18 protein-coding genes are annotated in these 25,467 nt (G+C 66.7%); 14 read left to right on the top strand and 4 right to left on the bottom strand.

Annotated features, from left to right (window positions below):
- Nucleotides 1-24 precede the first annotated feature (24 nt).
- Entirely contained in the window at nucleotides 25-555 is a 531-nt protein-coding gene (locus tag D6B98_RS10905; protein WP_126256995.1) for an SH3 domain-containing protein, read from the bottom strand.
- Nucleotides 556-879: 324 nt separating this feature from the next.
- Here D6B98_RS10905 and D6B98_RS10900 point away from each other — a divergent pair, with 324 nt between their 5' ends.
- Nucleotides 880-1,881, top strand: a complete 1,002-nt coding sequence (locus tag D6B98_RS10900) for a 2-hydroxyacid dehydrogenase (RefSeq protein WP_126256994.1) — start codon at nucleotides 880-882, stop codon at nucleotides 1,879-1,881.
- A gap of 3 nt (nucleotides 1,882-1,884) precedes the next feature.
- On the opposite strand, the gene D6B98_RS10895 is transcribed toward D6B98_RS10900, so the two are convergent.
- Nucleotides 1,885-2,796, bottom strand: a complete 912-nt coding sequence (locus tag D6B98_RS10895) for a LysR family transcriptional regulator (protein WP_126256993.1) — start codon at nucleotides 2,794-2,796, stop codon at nucleotides 1,885-1,887.
- 116 nt (nucleotides 2,797-2,912) lie between these two features.
- On the opposite strand from D6B98_RS10895, the gene D6B98_RS10890 reads away from it, so the two are divergent.
- Complete coding sequence (locus tag D6B98_RS10890; protein WP_126256992.1) at nucleotides 2,913-3,920, top strand: aldo/keto reductase; 1,008 nt, start codon at nucleotides 2,913-2,915, stop codon at nucleotides 3,918-3,920.
- A 9-nt stretch (nucleotides 3,921-3,929) separates the two neighbouring features.
- On the opposite strand, the gene D6B98_RS10885 is transcribed toward D6B98_RS10890, so the two are convergent.
- Nucleotides 3,930-4,733, bottom strand: coding sequence for a HesA/MoeB/ThiF family protein (locus D6B98_RS10885; RefSeq protein ID WP_126256991.1), 804 nt, complete (start codon nucleotides 4,731-4,733; stop codon nucleotides 3,930-3,932).
- 247 nt (nucleotides 4,734-4,980) lie between these two features.
- Here D6B98_RS10885 and D6B98_RS10880 point away from each other — a divergent pair, with 247 nt between their 5' ends.
- Entirely contained in the window at nucleotides 4,981-6,336 is a 1,356-nt protein-coding gene (locus D6B98_RS10880; RefSeq protein WP_164718518.1) for a peptidoglycan-binding protein, read from the top strand.
- Between the two features lie 378 nt (nucleotides 6,337-6,714).
- Nucleotides 6,715-7,458, top strand: coding sequence for a nucleotide-binding protein (locus tag D6B98_RS10875; protein ID WP_126256990.1), 744 nt, complete (start codon nucleotides 6,715-6,717; stop codon nucleotides 7,456-7,458).
- Between the two features lie 261 nt (nucleotides 7,459-7,719).
- On the opposite strand, the gene mutM is transcribed toward D6B98_RS10875, so the two are convergent.
- On the bottom strand, nucleotides 7,720-8,619 hold the full coding sequence (gene mutM, locus D6B98_RS10870; protein WP_126256989.1) for a bifunctional DNA-formamidopyrimidine glycosylase/DNA-(apurinic or apyrimidinic site) lyase: 900 nt from the start codon (nucleotides 8,617-8,619) through the stop codon (nucleotides 7,720-7,722).
- A gap of 81 nt (nucleotides 8,620-8,700) precedes the next feature.
- Here mutM and ubiE point away from each other — a divergent pair, with 81 nt between their 5' ends.
- From ubiE to addA, 10 genes are all read left to right on the top strand, one after another.
- Complete coding sequence (ubiE, locus tag D6B98_RS10865; RefSeq protein WP_126256988.1) at nucleotides 8,701-9,462, top strand: bifunctional demethylmenaquinone methyltransferase/2-methoxy-6-polyprenyl-1,4-benzoquinol methylase UbiE; 762 nt, start codon at nucleotides 8,701-8,703, stop codon at nucleotides 9,460-9,462.
- Nucleotides 9,459-11,033: a 2-polyprenylphenol 6-hydroxylase gene (gene ubiB / locus D6B98_RS10860; RefSeq protein ID WP_126256987.1), complete on the top strand. Its 1,575-nt coding sequence runs from the start codon at nucleotides 9,459-9,461 to the stop codon at nucleotides 11,031-11,033. The genes ubiE and ubiB overlap by 4 nt, the downstream gene beginning before the upstream one ends.
- A 56-nt stretch (nucleotides 11,034-11,089) precedes the next feature.
- Nucleotides 11,090-12,541 (top strand): bifunctional phosphopantothenoylcysteine decarboxylase/phosphopantothenate--cysteine ligase CoaBC, encoded by a 1,452-nt coding sequence (gene coaBC / locus D6B98_RS10855; RefSeq protein ID WP_126256986.1) that lies wholly within the window; start codon nucleotides 11,090-11,092, stop codon nucleotides 12,539-12,541.
- Entirely contained in the window at nucleotides 12,538-12,996 is a 459-nt protein-coding gene (gene dut / locus D6B98_RS10850; RefSeq protein ID WP_126256985.1) for a dUTP diphosphatase, read from the top strand. The genes coaBC and dut overlap by 4 nt, the downstream gene beginning before the upstream one ends.
- Nucleotides 12,997-13,188: 192 nt before the next feature.
- On the top strand, nucleotides 13,189-15,693 hold the full coding sequence (locus D6B98_RS10845; protein WP_126256984.1) for a sensor histidine kinase: 2,505 nt from the start codon (nucleotides 13,189-13,191) through the stop codon (nucleotides 15,691-15,693).
- A complete protein-coding gene (gene tsaE / locus D6B98_RS10840) occupies nucleotides 15,690-17,210 on the top strand; it encodes a tRNA (adenosine(37)-N6)-threonylcarbamoyltransferase complex ATPase subunit type 1 TsaE (protein ID WP_126256983.1) in 1,521 nt (506 codons plus the stop codon). Before D6B98_RS10845 ends, tsaE begins: the two co-directional genes overlap by 4 nt.
- Before the next feature lie 184 nt (nucleotides 17,211-17,394).
- The gene (locus tag D6B98_RS10835) at nucleotides 17,395-17,712 is read left to right on the top strand and encodes a PilZ domain-containing protein (protein WP_126256982.1); all 318 of its coding nucleotides are present in this window, start codon (nucleotides 17,395-17,397) and stop codon (nucleotides 17,710-17,712) included.
- 118 nt (nucleotides 17,713-17,830) lie between these two features.
- Nucleotides 17,831-18,553 (top strand): nucleotidyltransferase family protein, encoded by a 723-nt coding sequence (locus tag D6B98_RS10830; protein ID WP_126256981.1) that lies wholly within the window; start codon nucleotides 17,831-17,833, stop codon nucleotides 18,551-18,553.
- 220 nt (nucleotides 18,554-18,773) lie between these two features.
- On the top strand, nucleotides 18,774-21,920 hold the full coding sequence (addB, locus tag D6B98_RS10825) for a double-strand break repair protein AddB (RefSeq protein WP_126256980.1): 3,147 nt from the start codon (nucleotides 18,774-18,776) through the stop codon (nucleotides 21,918-21,920).
- Nucleotides 21,914-25,423, top strand: a complete 3,510-nt coding sequence (addA, locus tag D6B98_RS10820) for a double-strand break repair helicase AddA (RefSeq protein WP_164718517.1) — start codon at nucleotides 21,914-21,916, stop codon at nucleotides 25,421-25,423. Before addB ends, addA begins: the two co-directional genes overlap by 7 nt.
- The last annotated feature ends 44 nt before the right edge of the window (nucleotides 25,424-25,467 follow it).

Here is a 25,467-nt window from a genome sequence, read left to right as displayed (position 1 = left end):
CGCCCCGGGATGACGCCTTCGGCGTCAGTTGACCTGCTCGTCCGAATAAACGCCCCAGAGGCGCTCTTGCTGGATCCAGCCGTCGAAGCCGTTGCCGGTGACGCGGCACCAGTTTGCGGCGCACTTCTTCACCTGCGTGACGACGCCCGCCTGGAGCCTGGCTGTAACCGCGCTGTCGGGATCGGCCCGATCGTAGATCGGGGCGAGATCGTCCTTGTGCTTCATGGTGACCACCGCGGTGCGGCGGCCCGAGAGCAGCGAGTGGTAGACCCAGCCCTCGGCACCCTCGGAATCGCGCACCCGGCGCCAATTCTCGAACTCGGCGGTAATTTCGACCGGCAGGCCGGCGCGGGTATAGACCCAGGCCACGTCATTGTCCTTGGTCGGGCCGGCGCGAACATTGACGTGATCGGACTTGAGGCTGACGTAACGCGGCACCGGCAGGCCGCTGGCGGTCTGCGGGGTGTTATCCTTGGCCGAATGCGAGGGGCCAACCGAGGCGCTCCACAAGGTGCCGACAAGCGCCATCACCGAACAAAAACGCCCCAACGCCATCAACCCGTCTCCTGTCGAAGACCCGGCCTTGCCGGACCCTCACCCCGAAATTCCAAACCCTTGCCGCGTCAATCCCGACCCGTCCCACGCAGGTGTTCCCGAAGCAGCCCGTGGTTCTTGTCTTGGCCCGGCCTTCTGCTAGAGAGGACGGGCACTTGAACAACCAGTTTGCCCCGATTTTCCGGCCGGAAATCTCGGGAGAGCTTGAAGGAAACGCCGGGGACGGACACGGCAAGGGCAGTGTCGAACAACCGGGTTAATGAGGCCTCAACGGCCGGCCTTTGGCGACAGAGGCGGGCCTGCGACGCCTCATGAGAGCAGGACATGTCGGTGAAGAAAAAGCCCCTCGTCGTCGTGACGCGCAAGCTGCCGGATTCGATCGAGACGCGGATGCGCGAATTGTTCGACGCGCGGATCAATCTCGAGGACACACCGATGTCCGCCGAGCAGCTCGCGGAAGCGGCGCGCACCGCCGACGTGCTGGTTCCCACGGTTACCGACCATGTCAACGCCGACATCATCAACCAGCCGGACTGCAAGCTGCGGCTGATCGCCAATTTCGGCAACGGCGTCGACAATATCGACGTGCCGGCCGCGCACGCCCGCGGCATCACCGTCACCAACACGCCGAAAGTTCTGACCGAGGACACCGCCGACATGACCATGGCGCTGATCCTCGCCGTGCCCAGGCGGATGATCGAAGGCGCCTCGATCCTGACCGACGGAAAACCCTGGGCGGGCTGGTCGCCGACCTGGATGCTCGGCCACCGCATCGGGGGGAAACGCCTCGGCATCATCGGCATGGGCCGCATCGGCCAGGCGGTCGCGCGCCGCGCCCGCGCCTTCGGCCTTCAGATCCACTATCACAACCGCCGTCCCGTCGCGCCTGTCATCGCCGAAGAGCTCGGCGCGACCTATTGGGAAAGCCTCGACCAGATGCTGGCGCGGATGGACATCATCTCGGTGAATTGCCCGCACACGCCGGCGACCTATCATCTGCTCTCGGCGCGACGACTGAAGCTGATCCGCAAGGACGCCTACATCGTCAACACCGCGCGCGGCGAAGTAACCGACGAGGACACGCTGATCAAGTTGATCGAAGGCGGCGAGATCGCCGGAGCCGGCCTCGACGTCTACGAGCACGAGCCCGCGGTCAACCCGAAGCTGGTGCGGCTTGCCAGGGCCGGCAAGGTGACGCTGCTGCCGCATATGGGCTCGGCCACGATCGAAGGCCGCGTCGAGATGGGCGAGAAGGTGATCATCAACATCCGCACCTTCCTCGACGCCCACAAGCCGCCGGATCGCGTGCTGCCGAGCATGCTCTGAGGCTTACGTCCCATGCCCTTCCCGCTTGCGCCAAGCCGCGACGAAATCGATGAAGGCGCGCAGCGCAGGCGGCGTCTGGCGGCGGCTCGGATAGTATAGGAACGGTCCGGGAAACGGCTCGCACCAATCTTCCATCAGGCTGACCAGTGCGCCGGACTTCACGGCGTCATGCACGTAGCCATCGAGCGTTGCCCACACGCCGACACCGTCGAGCGCGGCCCGCATGGCGAGGCCCATATTGGTCGAGATCAGTTTGGCAGGCGGATCGACCTTCATGATCTGCCCCTTTTTCTCGAACTCCCAATCCTGCATGACCCCGTTCGAATAGCGGGCGCGGATGCAGTCATGATCGAGAAGATCCTTCGGATGCTTCGGCTTGCCGCGGCGCGCGAGGTACGCAGGCGAGGCCACGATGACGTAACGCTGCGGACCACTCAGGGACACCGCCACCATGTCCTGCGCGAGGTGCTCGCCGTAACGGACGCCGGCATCAAAGCCGGCGCTGACGATGTCGACGAACCCGCTCTCGGAAACGATGTCGAGATCGACCTGCGGGTGCGCCGCCAGAAACGGCCCGACCATCGGCGCCAGCACCAGATCGACCGCCGGCGGGGGCGCGTTGATGCGGAGGCGGCCCGAGGCGACCTCGCGCAGTCCGCGCACCTGATCCAGCGCATCGCCAACATCGCGCAAGGCCGGAGCGACGCGCGACAGCAGCAATTCGCCCGCCTCGGTCAGCGCGACACTGCGCGTGGTGCGGTTCATCAGGCGGACGCCGAGGCGCTCCTCCAGGTCCCGGAGTCGCTGGCTGAGACTCGACACCGACACACGGATTTCGACCGCCGCACGCCGGAAATTGCGGGTGCGGGCGACCGCCATGAAGACATCGAGATCGCGCAGGTCAGGCTCGGCCATTGTTCGCTAATGTGAACAAGCCATTCCGGATTGTCCAGCTTATCGGCTCAATCGATCGGGCGCATATCTGCCCTCGTCACGCGGCGCTCAGCCGCCGCCCTTCGAGGAGAGCCATCATGGAACAACGAAAACTCGGTTTAACCGGCCCCACCGTCTCGAGCCTCGGTCTCGGCTGCATGGCCATGTCCGACGCCTATGGTCCTTCCGATCGCGGCGAAAGCATCGCCACCATCCACGCGGCGCTCGATGCGGGCATCACGCTGCTCGACACCGGCGATTTCTACGCCATGGGCCACAATGAAATGCTGATCCGCGAGGCGCTCAAGGACGTTTCACGCGAGAAGGTGCGGATTAGCGTCAAGTTCGGCGCGCTGCGCGGTCCCGCCGGCGACTTCATCGGCATGGACTGCCGGCCGGCCGCAACCAAGAACTTCCTCGCCTATTCGCTCCAGCGGCTCGGCACCGACCATGTCGACATCTATCGTCCGGCGCGGCTCGATCCGAACGTTCCCATCGAAGAGACCGTCGGCGGCCTCGCCGATCTCGTGAAGGCGGGCTATGTCAGGCATATCGGCCTGTCCGAGGTCGGCTCCGACACCATCCGCCGCGCGCATGCGGTGCATCCGATCGCCGATCTCCAGATCGAATATTCGCTGATCGAGCGCGGCATCGAACGCGACATCCTCAAGACCTGCCGCGAGCTCGGCATCGGCATCACCGCCTACGGCGTCTTGGCGCGCGGCCTGATCAGCGGTCACTGGTCGAAGGATTCGGGCAAGGCCGGCAAGGACTACCGGCTGATGACGCCGCGCTTCCAGGGTGCGAACCTCGATGCCAATCTCGCGCTGGTCGAATCGCTGCGCACGATCGCGAACGAGGTCGGCGCGACGCCGGCGCAGGTCGCGATCGCCTGGGCGGCGGCGCAGGGCCCGGAGATCGTGCCATTGGTCGGCGCCCGGACCCGCAACCGTCTGGCCGAAGCGCTCGGCACAACCAAGGTGACGCTGACGCAAGCTCATCTCACAGCATTGGGCAAGGCCTTCCCGCCGGACGTCGCTTCGGGCACGCGTTACGCGGCCGAGCAGATGGCGCATCTCGACAGCGAGAAACCAGCCACCAGGTAGCGGCGGCATTCAGATGCGATGGGCGCTGAGATCGCTGATCACAGGCCCGTCGCCGTTGAGCGGATTGGCCGGATCGCGCCCGTAGCGCAGCGTCTCGAAGCGCATCGCGCGCGCATCGATCATCAGGAGACGGCCGACGAGGCCGTCGCCGAAACCGACGATCTCGCGGATCGCCTCCAGCGCCATCATCGAGCCGAGCACACCCGCCAGCGCCCCCATGACGCCGGCTTCGGCGCAGGCCGGAACGGTGCCGGGCGGCGGCGCCTCCGGAAACAGGCAGCGATAGGTCGGGTTGAATTCGCCCTGCTCGTTCCGCTCATGCGCGCGAATGGTGGTGAGCGAGCCGTCGAAGGTGCCGAGCGCGGCGGTAATCAGCGGCCGCTTGGCGAAGAAGCAGGCGTCCGAGACCAGATAGCGCGTGGCAAAATTGTCGGAGCCGTCGAGCACGAGATCGTAGTCGCCGATCAGACCGAGTGCATTGTCGGCATTGAGCCAGGTGGCGTGGCCGACGAAGCGGACATGCGGATTGAGCGCCGCGATCCGCTCGGCGGCGCTCTCGACCTTGTGCCGGCCGATATCGGGCGTGGTGTGGATCACCTGGCGCTGCAGGTTCGACAGCGACACCACGTCGTCGTCGACCACGCCGAGGGTGCCCACGCCGGCGGCGGCCAGATACATCAGGGCGGGCGCGCCGAGGCCGCCGGCGCCGATCACCAGCACAGAGGACCGCTTCAACGCGGCCTGGCCCGGTCCGCCGACATCGCGCAGCACGATGTGGCGGGCATAGCGTTCGAGTTCGTCCGGGCCCAGCATCGTCGTCCGTCTCTCCTACCGAGCGATCGCTCTATCCCCTCATGGTGAGGAGCGCGGAACGCGCGTCTCGAACCATGCAGGCCGCGATCTCGCCTGCGGCCATCCTTCGAGATGCGGCCTTCGGCCGCTCCTCAGGATGAGGGTCTGAGTTCGCGGCCTCTACGGCACCTGAACCAGCCCAACATTGTTCGCGACCAACGAGATGTGCTTCAATGGCATTGCGTTCAATGGGCTGGCTGGATTTGTCATGAGATCGATGCTTGCGGCAACCTTGATGTTTGCGGCCACGGCTGCGAATGCCCAGATGACGACGCAGCAGATCCCCGGCACTAAGCCGAAGACGGTCCAGACCGTGCCGATCCAGCCTCCGGCGATGCAGACGCCGTCGGCAACGGCGGATGCCATGGCAAAAGCCGAGCGGTTGGCGCTGCAATCCGACCTCGCCTGGGTCGGTCAGTACAACGGCGCCATCACCGGCGACGCCAGCGAGCGCATGGTCAACGCCATCAAGGAATACCAGAAGGCCAAGGGCGGCAAGCCGACCGGCGTGCTCAATCCGCAGGAGCGCGCCGCGCTCGCCGAGTCGGCCCGAAAGAAGCAGGACAGCGTCGGCTGGAAGATCGTGACGGAGCCGACCAGCGGCGCCCGGCTCGGCATCCCCGGCAAGCTGGTGCCGCAGCAAGCGAGCGACGCCAACGGCTCGAAATGGACTTCGCCGACCGGCACGGTGCAGGTGGCTCTCAGCCGCCGCAAGGAGGCGAACCCGACCTCGGCAAAACTCGCGGAGCTGGAGAAGGAGCCGTCCGGGCGCAAGGTCGACTACACCGTGGTGAAGCCCGACTTCTTCGTGCTGTCGGGCTTGCAGGGCCTGAAGAAGTTCTATGTCCGCGGCACCTTCAAGGGCGACGAGGTCCGCACCATGACGATCCTCTACGACCAGGCGACCGAGAACATTGTCGAGCCGGTCGTGATCGCGATGTCGAGTGCGTTCAATGCGTTCCCGTCGGGACCGCAGGCCGGGCCGCCGCCGCGCAAGACCGTCGAATACGGCACCGGAATCGTCGTCAGCGACGACGGCGCGATCGTTGCCGACCGCCTCGTCACCGACGGCTGCCTTGCGATCACCATCGCCGGCCATGGCAATGCCGACCGTCTCGCCGAGGACAAGGAGCGCGGGCTTGCGCTGTTGCACATCTACGGCGCGCGCGGCCTGAAGCCGTTCAGCCTCACTGGCGGCGCGGCAAAGACCAATGTCGATGTCGTCGGCATCGCCGATCCGCAGAGCCAAGGCGGCGCGGGCGGCGTGTCGGTCGTCAAAGCCGCGCTGGCGCCGGTCCCGAGCAGCGAGTCCATGCTGTCGCCACCGCCGGCGATCGGGTTTTCCGGTGCTCCGGCGATCGATGGCGAGGGCAGGTTCGCCGGCATTACGCTGTTGAAGCCGGCCATGGTGGCGGGACCTGCGACATCGGTGCCGGCCTCGCAGGCGGTGATGGTGTCCGCGGACGCCGTGCGCGATTTCCTAAAGGCGAACAATGTCGCGGCGAACGGCACGTCGATGGATGCCAAAGCCGCGATCGTCCGCGTGATCTGCGTGCGGAAGTAAGACGGGCAACGTCACCGCTGTCTCTCGTGTCCCGGACGCGGCGCGGCATGAAATGCCGCTCCGCTGAGCCGGGACCCATGCGTCGACAGCTCAGGTTGCGGCCTCTCGGCCCCGGCTCGGCAGCGCACCGCTTGCGCGCTGCGCTTTGTCCGGGGCAGGAGACCGATCGTTACCGCCTTACGTACGACTACTGATCCGGTATTGGTACGGATTCGCTGGCATTCCCTATTTCGCCATCATCGCTACTGCTGATTCGGACCTCCGCGATCCCCTTTGGATCGGGCCGGCACGTCCTGAGCGAGAAGAGCTCAGCATCGAGATCGATGCACGTTCGCGTGGCGTATTCCAGACCCAAGCACTCCAAAGGATTGATCTCAAATGCATACGATCGTACTGGCCACCCAAAAGGGTGGCAGCGGCAAGAGCACGCTTGCCGTCGGCCTCGCGCTCGCGGCCAAGCAGGCCGGCTTCACCGTCCGCCTGATCGAGACCGACCCGCAGGGCACCCTGTCCAACTGGCAGCGCCGCCGCACCGCCAATGATGTCGTCGTCGAGCCGATCTACCATGCCGCCGACATCGAGCCGCGCCTGAAGATGCTGGCTGACAGCGGCCTGCAGCTCGCGATCGTCGACACCGCCGCCGGCCTGTCCGCCGCCACCACCGCTGCGATCCGCCATTCCAATCTCTGCCTGATCCCGGCCCGCCCGAGCGTCGCCGACATCGAGGCGACGGCCTCGACGCTCAGCGTCGCGCGCGCCTGGAAGCGGCCCTACAGCTTCGTGCTCAACCAGACGCCGATCCGGGGCCAGCGCATCGACAACGCCGCTGGCGCGCTCGCCGAGGAAGCTTCGCTCGATCTCGCTGAGGTGCTCGCGCGCCCGCTGATCGTGATGCGCAATGATCATCAGGATTCGCTCGCCAGCGGTCTTGCCGTGAGCGAATTCGCGCCGAACGGCAAGTCTGCGGACGAGATCCGCGGCCTCTGGCGCTGGATCGCGGCCCGGCTCGAGCTTGACGCCACGATCAATGTCCTGATCGACCGGGTGATGTCGGCCGCGGACGGCATGCTGCATGTCGCCGCCGATCTTGCAGCGGACGAGACCACGACACTAGCGTCCTGAGCGGGGCGATCGCTCGGACGGCAGCCGGCCCTTCACCATCCGGAAGGGCCCCAGCGACGAAGCAATCCGGCCACCAGCCCGGCCGGATTGCTTCTTTTCGCGTTGGCGGATGCTCTATCCGCCCGTCATTGCGAGCGTAGCGAAGCAATCCAGAATCCTTCCGCGGAGGGATTCTGGATTGCTTCGTCGCAAGGGCTCCTCGCAATGACGCCGTGGCTACCTTCGAAGAACCTCATGGCCTTCGGACCGCTCGCCTGATCCTCACTTCTGACATTTCGGACACCAGAACGTCGATCGTCCGTTCTGCGTAAACCGCTTGATCGTGCCGCCGCAGCCCGGCGTCGTACATTTCTCGCCCTCGCGGTCATAGACCTTGAACGAGTGTTGGAAATAGCCGAGCTCGCCCGAGGTCTGGCGATGATCGCGCAGACTGGATCCGCCGGCCTTGATGGCATCGTTCAGCACGGTGTGAATCGCGCCGACCAGTCGCTTCGCATGATCGGTCGGCTCGCCCCCGCCGACGCCCTTGCGGCCCTTGGTCGCGAGCGTCGCGGCGATCCGGCGCGGCGACAGATGCGAGCGATGCAGCGCCTCGCAGACATAGATGTTGCCGAGCCCGGCCACCACGCGCTGGTCGAGCAGCGCCGCCTTCAGGCTGGTGGTCTTGCCGGCGCAGGCCCGCGCCAGCATCGAGGCGTCGAACTCGTTGCCGAGCGGCTCGGGACCGAGCCCGCGCAGCAACGGCTCGTCTTCGAGCGCGTTGCGCGCTATCACTTTCATGTAGCCGAAGCGGCGCGGATCGTTGAACACGATGTCGGCGCCGGAGGACATCCGAAACAGCACGTGGTCGTGCGCGGAATCCTTACCCCGCGGATAGTGAAACTCGCCGGGCACGGCGTCGTTGTCCGGCTTGATGACACGGAACGAGCCCGACATGCCCAGATGCATCAGCAGCACATCGCCGGAGGCAAGGTCCGCCATGAGATATTTTGCCCGGCGGCCGAGCCCCGTGACGATCTGCCCCTGCAGCCGGGCGACGAAATCCGGCTGGAACGGAAAGCGCAGGTCCGGCCGGCGAGCCTCCGCTTTGAGGATCTTTGCGCCCTCCATGACGGGCTGAAGGCCGCGGCGGACGGTCTCGACTTCGGGCAATTCAGGCATGGTCAGGCATTCACCTTATGAGGGCGGTGTGATAGCGCCATTGCGGCGGGCGCGCTATGGTCCGCCCAGTGGAGTAGAGTAATGGATCGGCCGGGCGAAACCACGCATTTTGGCTTCAAAGACGTCCCTCTCGGGGACAAGCAGACGCTGGTGAACGACGTGTTTCACAGCGTGGCGTCGCGCTATGATCTGATGAACGACCTGATGTCCGGCGGCCTGCACCGGGTCTGGAAGGACATCATGATCGCGGCACTCGACCCGCCCAGAAGCGACCGGTCGTTCGCATTGCTCGACGTCGCCGGCGGCACCGGCGACATCTCGTTCCGCGCCGCCAAGGCCGCGGGTGCGGGCTTCCATGCCACCGTCTGCGACATCAACGCGGACATGCTGGCAGTAGGCCGCGAGCGCGCCGTCAAGCGGCATCTCGAAACCCGGGTGGATTTCGTCGAAGGCAATGCCGAAGCGCTTGGCTTCGCCGACCGCAGCTTCGACGCCTATACGATCGCTTTCGGCATTCGCAACGTGCCCCGGATCGATCTGGCGCTGCGCGAGGCCTATCGCGTGCTCAAGCCCGGCAGCCGCTTCCTCTGCCTGGAATTCTCCACCGTCGAGATGCCCGGGCTCGATCGCCTTTATGACCTGTTCTCGTTCAAGGTGATCCCGCCGCTTGGCCGCATGATCACGGGCGATGCCGAATCCTACCAATATCTCGTTGAGTCGATCCGCAAGTTTCCGAAGCCGAACGTCTTCGCCGACATGATTCGCGATGCCGGCTTTTCCCGCGTCAGCTGGCAGACATTGTCCGGCGGCATCGTCGCACTGCATTCGGGCTGGCGTTTGTGATCTCTGCCGTCACCCACATTTCGCGCCTGATCCGCGCCGCGTTCGTGTTCGCGCGCGAGGGCGTGTTCGGCTCGGTCGATCCGAGCCTGGTGCCGCCGCCGGGACAACTCGCGCTGAAGCTGGCCCGCCTCGTCGAGCGGCGCGGCGTCAAGCACGGCCCGCGGATCTCGCGCGCGCTGACGCGGATGGGCCCGGCCTATCTCAAGCTCGGACAGTTCCTGGCGACGCGCCCCGACGTCGTCGGCGTCATCATGGCCCGCGACCTCGAAAGCCTGCAGGATCGCCTGCCGCCGTTTCCGCAGGACGAAGCCGAGGCCGCGATCGCGACGTCGCTGGAGCGGCCGCTGAAGGACATCTTCGTGAGCTTCGGGCCGGCGGTGGCGGCCGCCTCGATCGCGCAGGTGCATCGCGGCGAAGTCCTGCATGACGGCATCCGCAAGTCGGTCGCGGTCAAGGTGCTTCGGCCGAACGTCGCCGCGCGTTTCCGCCGCGATCTCTCCGACTTCTTCTTTGTCGCGTACAAGGCCGAGACCTACTCGGCGGAAGCGCGGCGGCTGCGCCTGATCGAAGTCATCAACACCATGTCGCGCTCGGTCGCCATGGAGATGGACCTGCGGCTGGAGGCGGCTGCGCTGTCGGAGATGGCGGAGAACACGCGCGACGATCCCGACTTCCGCGTGCCGAGCGTCGACTGGGACCGCACCACGCACAACGTGCTGACGATGGAGTGGATCGACGGCATCGCGCTGAACGATCACAAGCGCCTGGAAGAGGCGCGGGTCGACCTGCCCGATCTCGGTCGCAAGGTGATCCAGAGCTTTCTGCGCCACGCGCTGCGCGACGGCTTCTTCCACGCCGACATGCATCCGGGCAATCTGTTCCTCGATGACGCCGGCCGTCTCGTCGCGGTCGATTTCGGCATCATGGGCCGGCTCGGCATGAAGGAGCGGCGCTTCCTCGCCGAGATCCTGCTCGGCTTCATCACCCGGGATTATCGCCGCGTCGCCGAGGTGCATTTCGAGGCGGGCTACGTGCCCGCGCATCACTCGGTCGAGAATTTCGCGCAAGCCATCCGCGCCATCGGCGAGCCGATCCACAACCGCACGGCGGAAGAGATCTCGATGGCGCGGCTGCTGACGCTGCTGCTCGAGGTCACCGGCCTGTTCGACATGAGGACGCGGCCCGAGCTGATCCTGCTCCAGAAGACCATGGTCGTGGTCGAAGGCGTGGCGCGCGGCTTTGATCCCAGGCTCGACATCTGGAAGGTCGCCGACCCCGTGGTGCGCGAATGGATCGAGCGCAATCTCGGACCCATAGGCCGGGTGCAGGGCGCGCTCGCGGGGACCGGGGACATTGCGCGCGTGCTGATGCGCCTGCCGGAGATCGCCGAGCGATCGGTGAAGGTGCTCGAGCAGCTCGAAGCCATGACGCGAGACGGCATCAGGCTGTCGCCGGAGAGCATCGCCGCGATGGGCCGTAGCGAGGGCCGCAAGAACCGTTGGCGCACCGTCGCGCTCTGGATCATCGCCGCGACCTTCATCGGAATCCTGATCGCCGTCCGGAATTTGTGATTGCATTGCAATCACTCGGATGATAGCATCGCTATCATTCCGTGCTGGAGGGCGCCGTGGCAAGCCTGACCATCCGCAAGCTCGACGACACCGTCAAAACCTATTTGCGGCTGCGCTCGGCCAAGAATCGCCGATCGGTCGAGGAGGAGGTCCGGGTCATCCTGCGGGAGCTGATCGAGGGCCGCGAGGAGCCGCTGACGCCGTTCTCGGCGCCGCCGACCGCATCCACTGCCCCGACGCCGCAGCGCACCGGCGCCGTTCCCGAGGCCAGCGTCACCCTGATCATCGGCGGCGGCATCGCCGCCTATAAATCACTGGACCTGATCCGCCGGCTCAAGGAGCGCCGTATCGAGGTCCGCTGCGTGCTGACCAAGGCGGCACAGCAATTCGTCACCCCGCTGGCGGCGAGCGCGCTGTCGCATGAGCGCGTCTATACCGACCTGTTCGACCCGCAGAGCGAGTTCGACGCCGGACACATTCGCCTCGCGCGCGACTGCGACCTGATCGTGGTGGCGCCGGCCACCGCCGACCTGATGGCGAAGATGGCCAATGGCCATGCCGACGATCTCGCCAGCGCCATCCTGCTCGCGACCAACCGCAAGGTGCTGCTGGCGCCGGCGATGAATCCGCTGATGTGGAGCAATGCGGCCACGCGCCGCAATGTTACCCAGCTTCAGCGCGACGGCGTGGTGCTGATCGGGCCCAATTCCGGCGAGATGGCGGAGGCGGGCGAGGTCGGCGTCGGCAGGATGTCCGAGGCGATCGAGATCGCCAATGCCGCCGAGCGGCTGCTGCGGCCGCCGGTTCCAAAGCCGCTCGCCGGCAAGCGCGTGCTGATCACCGCAGGCCCCACGCACGAACCGATCGATCCGGTGCGCTACATCGCCAACCGCTCCTCCGGCAAGCAGGGCTTTGCCATTGCCGCGGCCGCGCAGGCCGCCGGCGCCGAGGTGATCCTGGTGAGCGGCCCGGTCGATCTCGACGATCCCGCCGGCGTCACCGTCAAGCGTGTCGAATCGGCGCGGCAGATGCTGGAGCAGGTGCAGGCCGCGCTGCCCGCCGACATCGCGATCTTCGCCGCCGCGGTCGCCGATTGGCGCGTCGCCAATGAGGGCGAGCAGAAGCTGAAGAAGACATCCGCTGGCATGCCGCCGCTGCAGCTGGTCGAGAACCCCGACATCCTCGCGACGATCTCGAGGCTGACCGACAAGCGCCCGCCGCTGGTGATCGGCTTTGCCGCCGAGACCGAGCACCTCATCGACAACGCCAAGTCCAAGCTTGCGCGCAAGGGCTGCGACTGGATCGTCGCCAACGACGTCTCGCCCGCCACCGGCGTGATGGGTGGCGACCGCAACACGGTGCATTTGATCAGCCGCAAGAATGGTGAGAAGAACGACGAGATTACAGTTGATTCCTGGCCGGTGATGACCAAGGAACAGGTCGCCATCGAGCTGGTCGCGCATGTCGCGAAAAGCGTGAGCGGCAAATCCCTGGAGCCGGCATCTTGAGCACTGAGGTCACCGTCGAACTGCAGCAACTGGCCCATGCCGACGGCCTGCCATTGCCGGCCTATCAGACCACGGAGGCCGCCGGGCTCGATTTGATGGCGGCGGTAGCGGACAGCGCGCCACTGACGCTCGCACCCGGCCAATACGCGCTGGTGCCGACGGGGCTTGCGATCGCCTTGCCGCCCGGGCACGAGGCGCAGGTGCGGCCGCGTTCGGGACTCGCCGCCAAGCACGGCGTCACCGTGCTGAACTCGCCCGGCACGATCGACGCGGACTACCGCGGCGAGATCAAGGTGATCCTGATCAATCACGGCGCAGCACCGTTCGTGATCAAGCGCGGCGAGCGCATCGCCCAGATGGTGATCGCGCCCGTGGTGCAGGCCGCGCTGGTTCCCGTCGCCACCTTATCGGCCACCGATCGCGGCGCCGGCGGCTTCGGCTCGACCGGCCGCTGATGCGCGCCGATCTCGGCCGAATCATCCCGAAGAACCACGTGCGCTGGAACACCACAGCCGGCATTTTTTAGGGACCGCTTTTACGTTCACGATCTGGACTCTTACCGGCGGAGTCACGGTGAGGGTATTGTCTTTTGATTCGCGCGCGACGGGGGTTCGCCGCGCGCAAATTCGTGCGGTCTTGGGGCAACTATGTCAGGCGTGATCGTGTCGATGCGTCGGACGCTGCTGTCGTGCACATCGCTTGCGCGCAACGGCTTGTTGGGAGGCGCTCTCGCAGCGCTGCTGCCGGCTGCGCCGGCCGAGGCCGCCGACCTCATCGACACCCTCTCCATCATGCTGGATTTCAACCGGCAGGAACTCGCGGTGCTCGCCACCGCGCTGGCTCTGCTCGGCTTCTCGGTGATGGCCGCGATCCTGTTGATGCGCACGCGGGTGCGGACGGCGAAGAACGAGGCGCGGCTGCGCACCCGAATCGGGGAACTCCAGCTCCAGGCCGACCGCTTCGGCGCGCTGCTGTTCGCCGAGCCGCAGATTCTGATCTCCTGGCCGGCCGGCGACAATCGGGCCCAGATCTCCGGCGACATCTCCATGGTGCTGCCGCGCGATTCCTCGCCGCAACGCGTGCTCGCATTCGGAACCTGGCTGCCGCCGGAACCCGCGCTGCAGATGGACCATGCGGTCGATGCCCTGCGTGAGCGCGGCGACGGGTTCCAGCTGACGCTGAGCACCGCGCACGGCCATACGCTGGAAGCGATCGGCCGCGCCATCGGCGGCCAGGCTATCGTCCGGATTCGCGAACTTTCGGGGCTGCGGCGCGAGCTGGCCGAGACCCATCTGCGCTACAACGCGCTCTCCGACGAGACCGAGATGCTGCGCGGCTTTGCCGCCGCCGCACCCTGGCCGATCTGGGCCAAGGGCGAGAACGGCGCGCTGACCTACGCCAACCCGGCCTATGTCCGTGCGACCGAGGCGAACAGCGTCACCGACGCGCAGGAGCGCAAGCTCGAGCTGCTCGACAGCGCCGACCGCACCGCGATGGAGCGGGGCCTGAAGGAGGCGGCCAATTTCACCGCGCGGCTGCCGATCGTGATCGGCGGCGAGCGCCGCATTTACGACGTGCGCGCCGTCAATGTCGGCAGCGGCAGCGTCGGCGTTGCCATCGATGCCAGCGAGGCGGATGGGCTCAGCGCGGCGCTGGTGCGCATGGCCGAGGCGCATCGCCGCACGCTCGACCAGCTCTCCTCCGGTGTGGCCGTGTTCGACGGCCAGCGGCGCCTGGCCTTCTACAACGATTCCTACCGCCGGCTGTGGGACCTCGACCGCAGCTTCCTCGACGCCCATCCGGACGATTCCAGCGTGCTCGACCAGCTCCGCGCCGCGCGCAAGCTGCCGGAGCAGCCCGACTTCCGGGCCTGGAAGGCCAAGCTGCACGAGGCCTATCGCGCGGTCGAGACCGCGAAGGAGACCTGGTATCTGCCCGACGGCCGCGCGCTCTCGGTCGTCACCACGCCGAACCCGGAAGGCGGCGTCACCTATCTGTTCGACGACGTCACCGAGAGCCTCGACCTCGCCCGCCGCTTCGACGGCCTGATCCGCGTCCAGCGCGAGACCCTGGACAGCCTTGCCGAGGGCGTCGCGGTGTTCGGCAGCAACGGCAAGGCGCAGCTGTTCAACCCGGCCTTCGTCCGGATGTGGAAGCTGTCGAGCGATGCCATGCGCGACGAACCGCACATCCAGACTGTGGAAGGCTGGTGCCATCAGCTGTTCGACGACCCCACGGTCTGGCGCCAGATTCGCGAGGCCATCACCTCGATCGAGAACCGCGCCGACGTCCCGCTCAAGCTGGAGCGCAAGGACGGCAGCGTGCTCGACGGCATGATCCGCCCGCTGCACGACGGCGCGACCATGCTGACGTTCCAGGACATCACCGACACCGAGAACGTCGAGCGCGCGCTTCGCGAGCGCAACGAGGCGCTGGAGGCCGCCGACCAGATGAAGGTGGATTTCGTCCACCACGTCTCCTACGAGCTGCGCTCGCCGCTCACCACCATCATCGGCTTCGCGCATTTCCTCAGCGATCCCTCGACCGGGCCGCTGACGCCGAAACAGGCCGAATATCTCGACTACGTCACCAAATCGACCAACGCGCTGCTTGCGCTCACCAACAACATCCTCGATCTCGCCACCATCGATGCCGGCGCGATGAAGCTGGAACTCGGACCCGTCGACGTCAGCAAGGCCATCGAGCTCGCGGCCGAGGGCATCCAGGACCGGCTCGCCACCGACCGCATCCGCCTCAAGGTCGAGATCGCGCCCGACGTCGGCAGCTTCGTCGGCGACGAGAAGCGCGTGGTGCAGGTGCTCTATAACCTCCTCGCCAACGCCATCGGGTTTTCTCCACAGGATTCCACCGTTGGCATCAGCGCGCGGCGCACCGAGCGTAGCGTGGTCTTCACCGTGACAGATTCCGGGCCTGGAATACCTGCCGACATGAAGGACAAGGTGTTCAACTGGTTCGAAAGCCGCTCGCAGGGCTCGCGTCATCGCGGCGCCGGGCTCGGCCTGTCGCTGGTGCGCTCCTTCGTCGAGCTGCATGGCGGCAAGGTGCGGGTGGATTCGATCGTCGGCCGCGGCACGGTCGTGATCTGCGATTTCCCGACCGACCAGGCGGCGCATCGCGACGCCGCCGAATGACAGAACCCGCCAAACTCTCCGTCGCGCTCCACAACGAAACGGCCACCGCGCAATTGATGGCCGACCTCGCGCTCCTGGTCGGCCCCGGCGACGTCATCACGCTCACCGGCGATCTCGGCGCCGGCAAGACTGCGGCGGCGCGCAGCCTGATCCGCTATCTCGCTGGCGACGAGGAGCTGGAGGTGCCGAGCCCGACCTTCACGCTGGTGCAGGGCTACGAGCTGCCGCCCTTCCCGGTGCTGCATGCCGATCTCTACCGCGTCGAGGACGAGAGCGAGCTCGAGGAGATCGGGCTGTCGCCGCTGCCCGATGCCACGCTGGTCCTGATCGAATGGCCGGAGCGCGCGCCGTCGGCGATGCCGCAGGACCGTATCGACATCGCGCTGACGCACCGGCCGGCGCTGGGATCGAGCGCACGCGCGGCCGACATCACCGGCTACGGCAAGAGCGTGGCCGTTGTCGCGCGACTGAAGGTGTTGCGCGAATTCCTCGACGCGTCCGGTTACATGGACGCAACGCGCAGGCGCATGGCCGGCGATGCTTCGACGCGCTCCTATGCCCGCCTGTTGCGCGACGACGAGGTCGTCATCCTGATGAACTTCCCGCAGCGGCCCGATGGCGCTGCGCTCTACAACGGAAAATCCTACAGCGCCGCGGTGCATCTTGCCGAGAATGTAAAACCCTTCGTCGCCATCGACGAAGGCCTGCGTGCGCAAGGACTCTCGGCGCCGGCGATCCATCATTTCGATCTCGACCACGGTTTCCTGATCTCCGAGGATTTCGGCAGCGAAGGCGTGATCGAGGGCGATCCGCCCCGCCCGATCGTCGAGCGCTACGAGGCCGCGACTGACGTGCTTGCCGCCCTGCACGACAAGACGCTGCCGGAGACGTTGCCACTCGACGGGCAGACCTACGCCATTCCCGTCTTCGACATCGGGGCGATGCTGATCGAGATCGGGTTGATGCCGGAATGGTATCTGCCCGACCGCAACGCACCGCTCGCCGACGAGCAGCGCGCGGAATTTTTTGCGATGTGGCGCGAGCTCCTGAAGAAGCCGCTGACCGCGCCGAAGACCTGGATCATCCGCGATTATCATTCGCCCAATCTGATCTGGCTCGGGAATCGCACCGGCATCGAGCGCGTCGGCGTGATCGATTTCCAGGACGCCGTGCTCGGGCCGCAATCCTACGACGTGGTGTCGCTGCTCCAGGATGCCCGCATCGACGTCCCCGAAAACATCGAGCTGACGCTGCTGTCGCGTTACATCAAGGCGCGCCGTGCCGCCGACGCCGGTTTTGATGCGGCCGACTTCGCCGAGCTCTACGCCATCATGTCCGCACAGCGGAACACGCGCCTGCTCGGCACTTTCGCGCGCCTCAACCGCCGCGACGGCAAGCCGCATTACCTGCGCCATCAGCCGCGGATCTGGACCTATCTCCAGCGCTCGCTGGCCCATCCCGCGCTGGGCTCCTTGCGCGACTGGTATCTCGCCAACGTCCCGCCCCCTCAAGGCTGATCTGGAGCATGACCCGGAAAAGCGCGCAGCGGTTTTCCGAAAAGATCATGCTCAAACAACAACCTAAAGCGCGATGACGATCCTGATCTCATCGCGCTTCAGGCCCGGTTTACCGGCCGTTAGCCAAGATGTCGCTATTCTGGCGGCGAGGCAGCCGGATCATTACGGGGCTGGAGCAAGGCAGATGGCGGCGAAAGCGGATCAGCGCGGAAATAGCCGGGTTATTTTCGAGCGTGGGATTCCGGCCCAGATGATGGGAATCGACGGGACCTGGCGGCGCGAATGCACCATGGAGGACGTCTCCGATAGCGGCGCCAAGCTCACCATCGACGGCTCGGTCGAGGGCCTGCACCTGAAGGAGTTCTTTCTGCTGCTGTCGTCCACCGGGCTGGCCTACCGGCGCTGCGAGCTTGCCTGGGTCAATGGCGACCAGATCGGCGTCAATTTCCTCAAGGTGGGTGAAAAGAAGAAAAAGGCCCGTTCCACAGCCGTCGGGGCATGACGGCAACACCCGTCGTACAACCGTCACGGCGGGTGGCTAAGGCGGTTGAGATGCGGTGCGGCTGATCTAACCTCGTGTTAGGATTGCTGCGAACGCGAAAGGTCTGAGAAAGCGAAGGATGTCCGTCAAACCGACCAAAGCCATGGTGCTCGCCGCGGGGTTCGGCCTGCGTATGCGTCCGCTGACGGACAAGATGCCGAAACCGATGGTGCCTGTGGCCGGCCAGCCGCTGCTCGACCACGTGCTCGACAAGCTCGCCCGGGCCGGCGTGACCGAGGCCGTGGTCAACGTGCATTATCTGCCGGACCAGATCATCGATCACGTCGCATCGCGCCAGCATCCGCGCGTGACCATCTCGGACGAGCGCGATCAGGTGCTCGGCACCGGCGGCGGCGTAGTCAAGGCGCTGCCGCTGCTCGGCGATGCGCCGTTCTTCCATGTCAATTCCGACACGCTCTGGATCGACGGCGTGCGCTCGAACCTGACACGGCTTGCTGAAAATTTCGACCCCGCGCGCATGGACATCCTGCTGCTGATGGCGCCGACCGCGACCAGCATCGGCTATAGCGGCCGCGGCGATTATGGCATGCTGCCCGACGGGGCCTTGCGCAAGCGCAAGGAAAAAGAGATCGTTCCGTTCGTCTATGCGGGCGCGGCGATTCTGTCGCCGTCGATCTTCGAGGGCGCGCCGCAGGGCGAGTTCTCGCTGACGAAGATGTTCGACCGCGCCAACGAGCAGGAGCGGCTGTTCGGCCTGCGCCTCGACGGCGTCTGGATGCATGTCGGCACGCCCGATGCCGTGCATGCCGCGGAAGAGGCGTTTCTGGAGAGCGTGGCGTAAGGTCCGCAGTCCCGTAGGGTGGGCAAAGCGAAGCGTGCCCGCCCCGCGAGGCTGTCATTCCGGGGCGCGCGCACGCGCGAACCCGGAATCTCGAGATTCCGGGTTCGATGCTTCGCATCGCCCCGGAATGACGGTGGGACAACGGGGAAGACCCCGCCGCAGCGCATGACCATTTGACCCCGCCTCCCTATATTGCCTGATCTTCCGAATCAGGCAGCTCATGCGCGTTTTCAGCGTTCCCATCTCAGTTCCATTCCTGCGCACGGTCGTCACGGCCCTGCTCGAGGGACGGCTGGTCGAGGGATTCGAGGCGCGCAAGGAACCGGCGCGGCTTGCCGATGCCACGCTGTATCTGCCGACCCGGCGCGCCATGCGCGTCGTCCGCGAGATCTTCCTCGACGAGATGAAGGCCGACGCAGTGGTGCTGCCGCGCATCGTCGCGCTCGGCGACATCGACGAGGACGAGCTCGCTTTCGCCGGTGAAGGCGAGCAGTTCTCGGGCGCGACGCCGCTCGACATTCCGCCGCGGCTCGGCGAGCTCGAACGGCGACTGACATTGGCGCAGCTTGTCGCCGCCTGGGCCAAGGGTCCGGTGCTGGCGCCGCTGGTGGTCGGCGGGCCCGCCTCGACGCTGGCGCTCGCCGGCGACCTCGCGCGCCTGATCGACGACATGGCCACGCGCGGCGTCGACTGGAATGCGCTCGACGGCCTCGTGCCTGATAACCTCGATCGCTACTGGCAGCACTCGCTCGAGTTCCTGCGCATCGCGCGCATCGCCTGGCCCGGTCATCTTGCCGAAATCAACCGGATCGAGCCGGCGGCACGGCGCGATCTCCTGATCGCGGCGGAAGCCAAACGGCTGACCGCGCATCCGAACGGGCCTGTCATCGCGGCGGGCTCGACCGGCTCGATGCCGGCGACGGCGAAATTCCTGCACGCCGTCGCGTCGCTGCCGCATGGCGCCGTGGTGCTGCCCGGTCTCGACACCGATCTCGACGACGATTCCTGGCGGACCATCGGCGGCGTGCGCGATGCGCTCGGCAAGTTCGTCGAGCACCCGGCCTCGAACCATCCGCAATATGCCATGCACGCGCTGTTGCAGCGCTTCGGCATCAAGCGCAGCGATGTCGAGATTCTTCAGCCGCCGGCCGAAGGCGGCCGCGACCTGCTCGCCTCCGAATCGATGCGCCCCTCCGCCAAGACGGAAGTCTGGCACGACCGGCTGAAGCAGCCGGATGTTGCCGCGAAGATCGCAGGCGGCATGACCAAGCTCGCGGTCGTCGAAGCCCCCAACCCTGAAATGGAAGCCCTCGCCATCGCGATTGCCATGCGCGAGGCAAGGCATCTCGACAAGACGGCCGCGCTGGTGACGCCCGACCGCGCGCTGGCGCGACGGGTAATGGCCGCGCTCACCCGGTGGGGCCTCAGTTTCGATGATTCCGGCGGCGACGTCCTGATGGAAACCTCCGCCGGAATCTTCGCACGCCTTGCGGCAGAGGCGGCGACGAAGGGATTGGAGCCGCCGACGCTGCTGGCGCTGCTGAAGCATCCGCTCTGCCGGCTCGGCCGCGCCCCCAGCGCGTGGAAGGCGGCGATCGAAGGCCTGGAGCTGACGGTCTTGCGCGGCACGCGGCCGCCTGCCGGCACGGCTGGCCTCCTGCGCGAATTCAACCGCTTTCGCGAGGAGCTTGCCAAACTGTGGCGCAGCGAGGCTTCCGCGCTGCACCGCGCCGAGCCGCGCGCACGTCTTAAGGCCGAGGATCTCGATCGCATCCAGGGCCTGATCGACGCCCTGCAAAAAGCGCTGGGGCCGATCGAGAGCCTGGCGTCATCGAAGCCATATGACTTCGCCGAGCTCGCGCACCGGCACCGCGAGATCATGATCGAGCTGGCGCGCGACGAGCAGGGCATCCCGCTCGCCTTCGAGGACCGCGAGGGCCTCGCGCTCGCTGCCGCCTTCGACGATCTCCTGCGCGGCGGCACGACCAGCGGATTGATGGTGCCGCTGCTGGACTATCCGGACGTCTTCCAGACCGCGTTCAGCGACCGCGCCGTGCGGCGGCCGGACAGACCAGGCGCGCGGCTGCAGATCTACGGTCCGCTGGAATCGCGCCTGATGCAGGCCGACCGCATCATCGTCGGCGGTCTGATCGAAGGCGTCTGGCCGCCGGCGCCGCGCATCGATCCCTGGCTGAGCCGGCCGATGCGGCATGAGCTTGGGCTCGATCTGCCGGAGCGCCGCATCGGCCTCTCCGCGCACGACTTCGCGCAACTGCTCGGCGGCGACGAGGTGATCCTCACCCATTCCGCCAAGGCCGGCGGCGCACCCGCGGTGGCTTCGCGCTTCCTGCACCGGCTGGAGGCGGTCACGGGGGACGATCTCTGGAAGGTGGCGATCCGCGCCGGTGAGAAATACGTGCAATTCGCGGGCGCGCTGGACCAGCCTGACAAGGTTGAGCCGATCAAGCAGCCCGAGCCACGGCCGCCGCGCGCGACGCGACCGCTCAAGATGTCGGTGACCGCGATCGAGGACTGGCTGCGCGATCCCTACACCATCTACGCAAAACACATTCTTCGGCTGGATGCGCTCGATCCGGTCGACATGCCGCTCTCGGCAGCCGACCGCGGCTCGGCGATCCACGAGGCCATCGGCGAGTTCACCGAAATCTATGCGACGCGCCTGCCCGACGATCCCGCGCGCGTTCTGCGCACGATCGGCGAAAAGCATTTCGCACCGTTGATGGAGCGGCCCGAGGCGCGGGCGTTGTGGTGGCCGCGGTTCCAGCGCATCGCACGATGGTTCGGCGAATGGGAGACGGCGCGGCGGGATGCGATCGAGGCGATCATGGCCGAGACAAGGGGCGAGATCGCGATCCGGCTCGACAATGCACGCACGTTCTATCTTTCCGCGCGTGCCGACCGCATCGAGCGGCGCCAGGGCGGCGGCTATGCCATCCTCGACTACAAGACCGGACAGCCGCCGACCGGCAAGCAGGTCCGCATGGGCCTGTCGCCGCAGCTGACGCTGGAGGCGGCGATCCTGCGCGAAGGCGGTTTCCCGGATATCGACGCGGGTTCGTCGGTGAGCCAGCTCGTCTATGTCCGCCTCAGCGGCAACAACCCGCCGGGCGAGGAGCGCATCCTCGAGCTCAAGTACAAGCAGGGCGACGAGCCGCAGCCGCCGGATACGGCCGCCGCCGAGGCAAGGGCGAAGCTGGAGGCGCTGATCCGCGCTTTTGAAGACGAGAATCAGCCCTACACCTCGCTGAACCTGCCGATGTGGACCAACCGCTACGGCGCCTATGACGATCTCGCCCGCATCAAGGAATGGTCCGCAGCCGGCGGATTGGGGATCGAGGAATGGTGAAGGCGCCGCGCCCCATCCCGGATGAAGTGCGTGCGCGGCAGGCGCGCGCATCGGACCCGACCGCCTCGGCTTTCGTGTCGGCCAATGCCGGCTCCGGCAAGACCCATGTGCTGGTGCAGCGCGTGATCCGGCTGCTGCTGTCGGGCGTACCGCCGGAAAAGATCCTCTGCATCACCTTCACCAAGGCCGCTGCCGCCAACATGGCCGAACGCGTATTCACCACGCTCGGTCATTGGGTGACGCTGGACGACACCGCGCTCGATGCGGCGATCCGCGCCGTCGGCATCCCGCATCCCAATGCAAGGCTGCGCCGCGACGCGCGAAAGCTGTTTGCCTGCGCGCTGGAGACGCCGGGCGGACTGAAGGTGCAGACCATCCACGCGCTGTGCACGCGGCTGCTGCAGCAATTTCCGTTCGAGGCCAATGTGCCCGCGCGGTTCTCCGTGATCGACGAGCGCGACCAGACGGACATGATGGAGCGCGCCAATCTGAAGGTCTTGCTGGAGGCCGCGCGCGATCCGGACAGCGTCACCGGCCGCGCCTTGCTGACCGCGATGGCGAGCGCCGCGGACGTCACCTTCAAGGAAGTCGTACGCGAGGCCTGTCTCAGCCGCGATCATTTCATGGCCTGGACCGACGAGGCCGGCAACGCGGAAGCCGCCGCTGCGCAGATGGCGAGCGTGTTGGGCGTCGATGCAAGCGACCGCATCGAGGACGTCGAGACGGAAATTCTTGATGGGCCCTACCTGCCGCGCTCGCGCTGGGACGACATCGCGCTTGCGTTGGAGGACGGCAGCAAGTCCGACAACGATCAGGCCGGCCGGCTGCGCGAAGCCAAGATGTTTTCCGGCGGCGCGCAGGTCGACGCCTATCTGTGCGTCTTCCTCACGGACGACAAGCTACCGCGCAAGGCGGTGCTGACCAAGAAGTTTTGCGATCACAATCCGGCCGTCGCCCGCCTGTTCGAGAACGAGGCGCAGCGCGTCAGCGGATTGGTCGAGAAGCGCCGCGCCGTGACCATGCGCGACCGCACCGCGGCCCTGCTGCACATCGCGACCGCCGCCGCCGCGAACTACCGCCGCGAGAAGCAGGAGCGCGGCCTGCTCGACTACGACGATCTCATCGACAAGACGCTGGCGATGCTCGACCGCGTCGCTTCGGGCTGGGTGCACTACAAGCTCGACCGCGGCGTCGATCACGTGCTGATCGATGAGGCGCAGGATACCAGCCCACGGCAGTGGGACATCGTCGCGCACATCATCTCGGAATTCACCGCCGGGGAAGGCGCGCGCGAGGGGCTGAACCGGACGGTGTTTGCGGTCGGAGACGAGAAGCAATCGATCTTCTCGTTCCAAGGCGCTGACCCGCACGAGTTCGACAAGCGTAAGCGAGAGCTGGACCGCAGGTTCAAAGCCGCCGGACTGAAGTTCGACCCGGTCGCCTTCACCTATTCGTTCCGTTCGGGTGCCACGATCCTGCATTCGGTCGATCATGTCTTCCGCGAGCCCACGATCTACAAGAGCATCCATTCGATCGACATCGGCCACCCCTTGCACAATTCGCTCAGCGATGCGGGGCCGAGCGTCGTCGAACTGTGGGATCTCGCGGAAGCCGACGATCGGCAGGACATCGAGGGCTGGCGCGCCCCGTTCGACGGCGTCGCCGTCACCAGCCCCGAGGTCAAGCTCGCGCGCCGCATCCAGGCCGAGATCAAGCGCCTGGTCGAGAGCGGCACGCTGACGGGACACGAAGGCGAGCGCCGACCGCTGCGTTACGGCGACATGCTGATCCTGGTGCGCCGGCGCGGCAATGCATTCGACGCCGTGATCCAGGCGCTGAAGCACGCCGGCGTCCCGGTCGCCGGCGCCGACCGGCTCAAGCTTACCGAGCACATCGGCATCATCGACCTCATGAACCTCGCGGATGCGCTGCTGCTGCCGCAGGATGATCTCGCGCTGGCGGTGGCGCTGAAGAGCCCGCTGTTCGGGCTCGACGACGACGACCTGTTCCAGTTGGCCCATGGCCGCAAGGGATCGCTGCGCCGCGCGCTCGGCGAACACGCGGCCGGAAGCGAGAAGTTCGCGACCGCGTTGCGCCGCCTCGAAGCCTGCGAGATGCGTGCGCGCGAGGAGACGCCGTTCGCCTTCTACGCCTGGCTGTTAGGGGGCGACGGCGGGCGCGCACGCATCCTGCGCCGGCTCGGTCACGAGGCCAACGACGCGCTCGACGAATTCCTCGAGCTGGCGCTGAACTACGAGCGCAAGGCGCCGGCCTCGCTGCAGGGCTTCATGGCCTGGCTGCGTTCGGCTGACACCGAGGTTAAACGCGACATGGAGATCTCGCGCGACGAGGTGCGGGTGATGACCGTGCACGGCGCCAAGGGCCTCGAAGCCTCGGTCGTGTTCATGGTGGACACCACGTCGTCGCCCGCGGATTCCCAGCGTCTGCGCCTGATTCACGTGCCCCGCGGCAATGGCGGCGAGGTGGTGGTCTGGGCCGGGCGCAAGGCCGACGATCCCAAGCCGGTCGCGGAGGCGCGCAAGGCGATGATCGAGGAGACCGAGGACGAATATCGCCGCCTGCTCTATGTCGCGATGACCCGCGCGGCCGACCGCCTGATCGTCGGCGGCTGCATGCCGGGCAACATGAAGACGGTCCGCAAGCTGAGCTGGTATGACCTGGTCGACACCGGGCTCGCCGGCTCGGGCCTGGACAGGCAGGTGATCGAGACGCCGCTCGGCAGGGTCACCCGATTCGCCCGCCCGGAGGATGTCGCGGCGCTGGGCACGCCGACGGCGTCCGTTGATCAGACGATCGCGCTGCCCGACTGGCTGCGGACGCCGGCACCACGCGAGACCGTCGACGATGACCTGGTCCGCCCCTCCGGTCAGCCGGCCGAGGAGGGCCGCAGCGTACGGTCAGGCGAATCGGTGCAGTCACGCGCGCTGGCGCTGCAACGCGGCACGCTGGTGCACCGTCTCCTGCAATCCCTGCCTGATATCGCAACCGAGCGCCGCCGCGAGGCGGCACTCGGCTTCATGGCCCGCAATGCCGCGGACTGGACCGAGGCAGACCGCGCCGCGCTCGCCGACAAGGTGCTCGGCTTGATTTCGGACCCGCGCTTTGCGCCGGTCTTTGCCACCGGCAGCCGGGCGGAAGTCGCCATCGCCGGCAGGCTGGAGCGGCCGGGCCGCCCTCCGGCCTTGGTGTCGGGGCAGATCGACCGGCTGGTCGTTCGCCCGGATGAGGTCCTGATCGTCGATTTCAAGACCAATCAGGCCGCGCCGAGGAGCGCCAGCGAGGCGCCCGCGGCCTATATCCGGCAGCTGGCGCTGTACCGGGCGGTGCTATCGCGGCTTTATCCCCAGACCCCGATCCGGGCCGTCCTGCTCTGGACCGAGGCCCTTGAATATATGGAGATTTCAGCCCCCGCGCTGGACGCGGCGCTGGCATCCCTTCATCTCGGCGTGAGCATCCTTGACCCGGCAAGGAGCCGTTCATAGGTTGACCGCATGATTCCAGGCGCGATTCCAGATCGCGCCGATTC

It is taken from the genome of Bradyrhizobium sp. LVM 105, assembly GCF_003957705.1.
In the GTDB taxonomy this organism is placed as follows: domain Bacteria; phylum Pseudomonadota; class Alphaproteobacteria; order Rhizobiales; family Xanthobacteraceae; genus Bradyrhizobium; species Bradyrhizobium frederickii.
The sequence above is the reverse complement of the archived record's forward strand: the minus strand, read 5'-3'. Positions and strand labels throughout refer to the sequence as shown.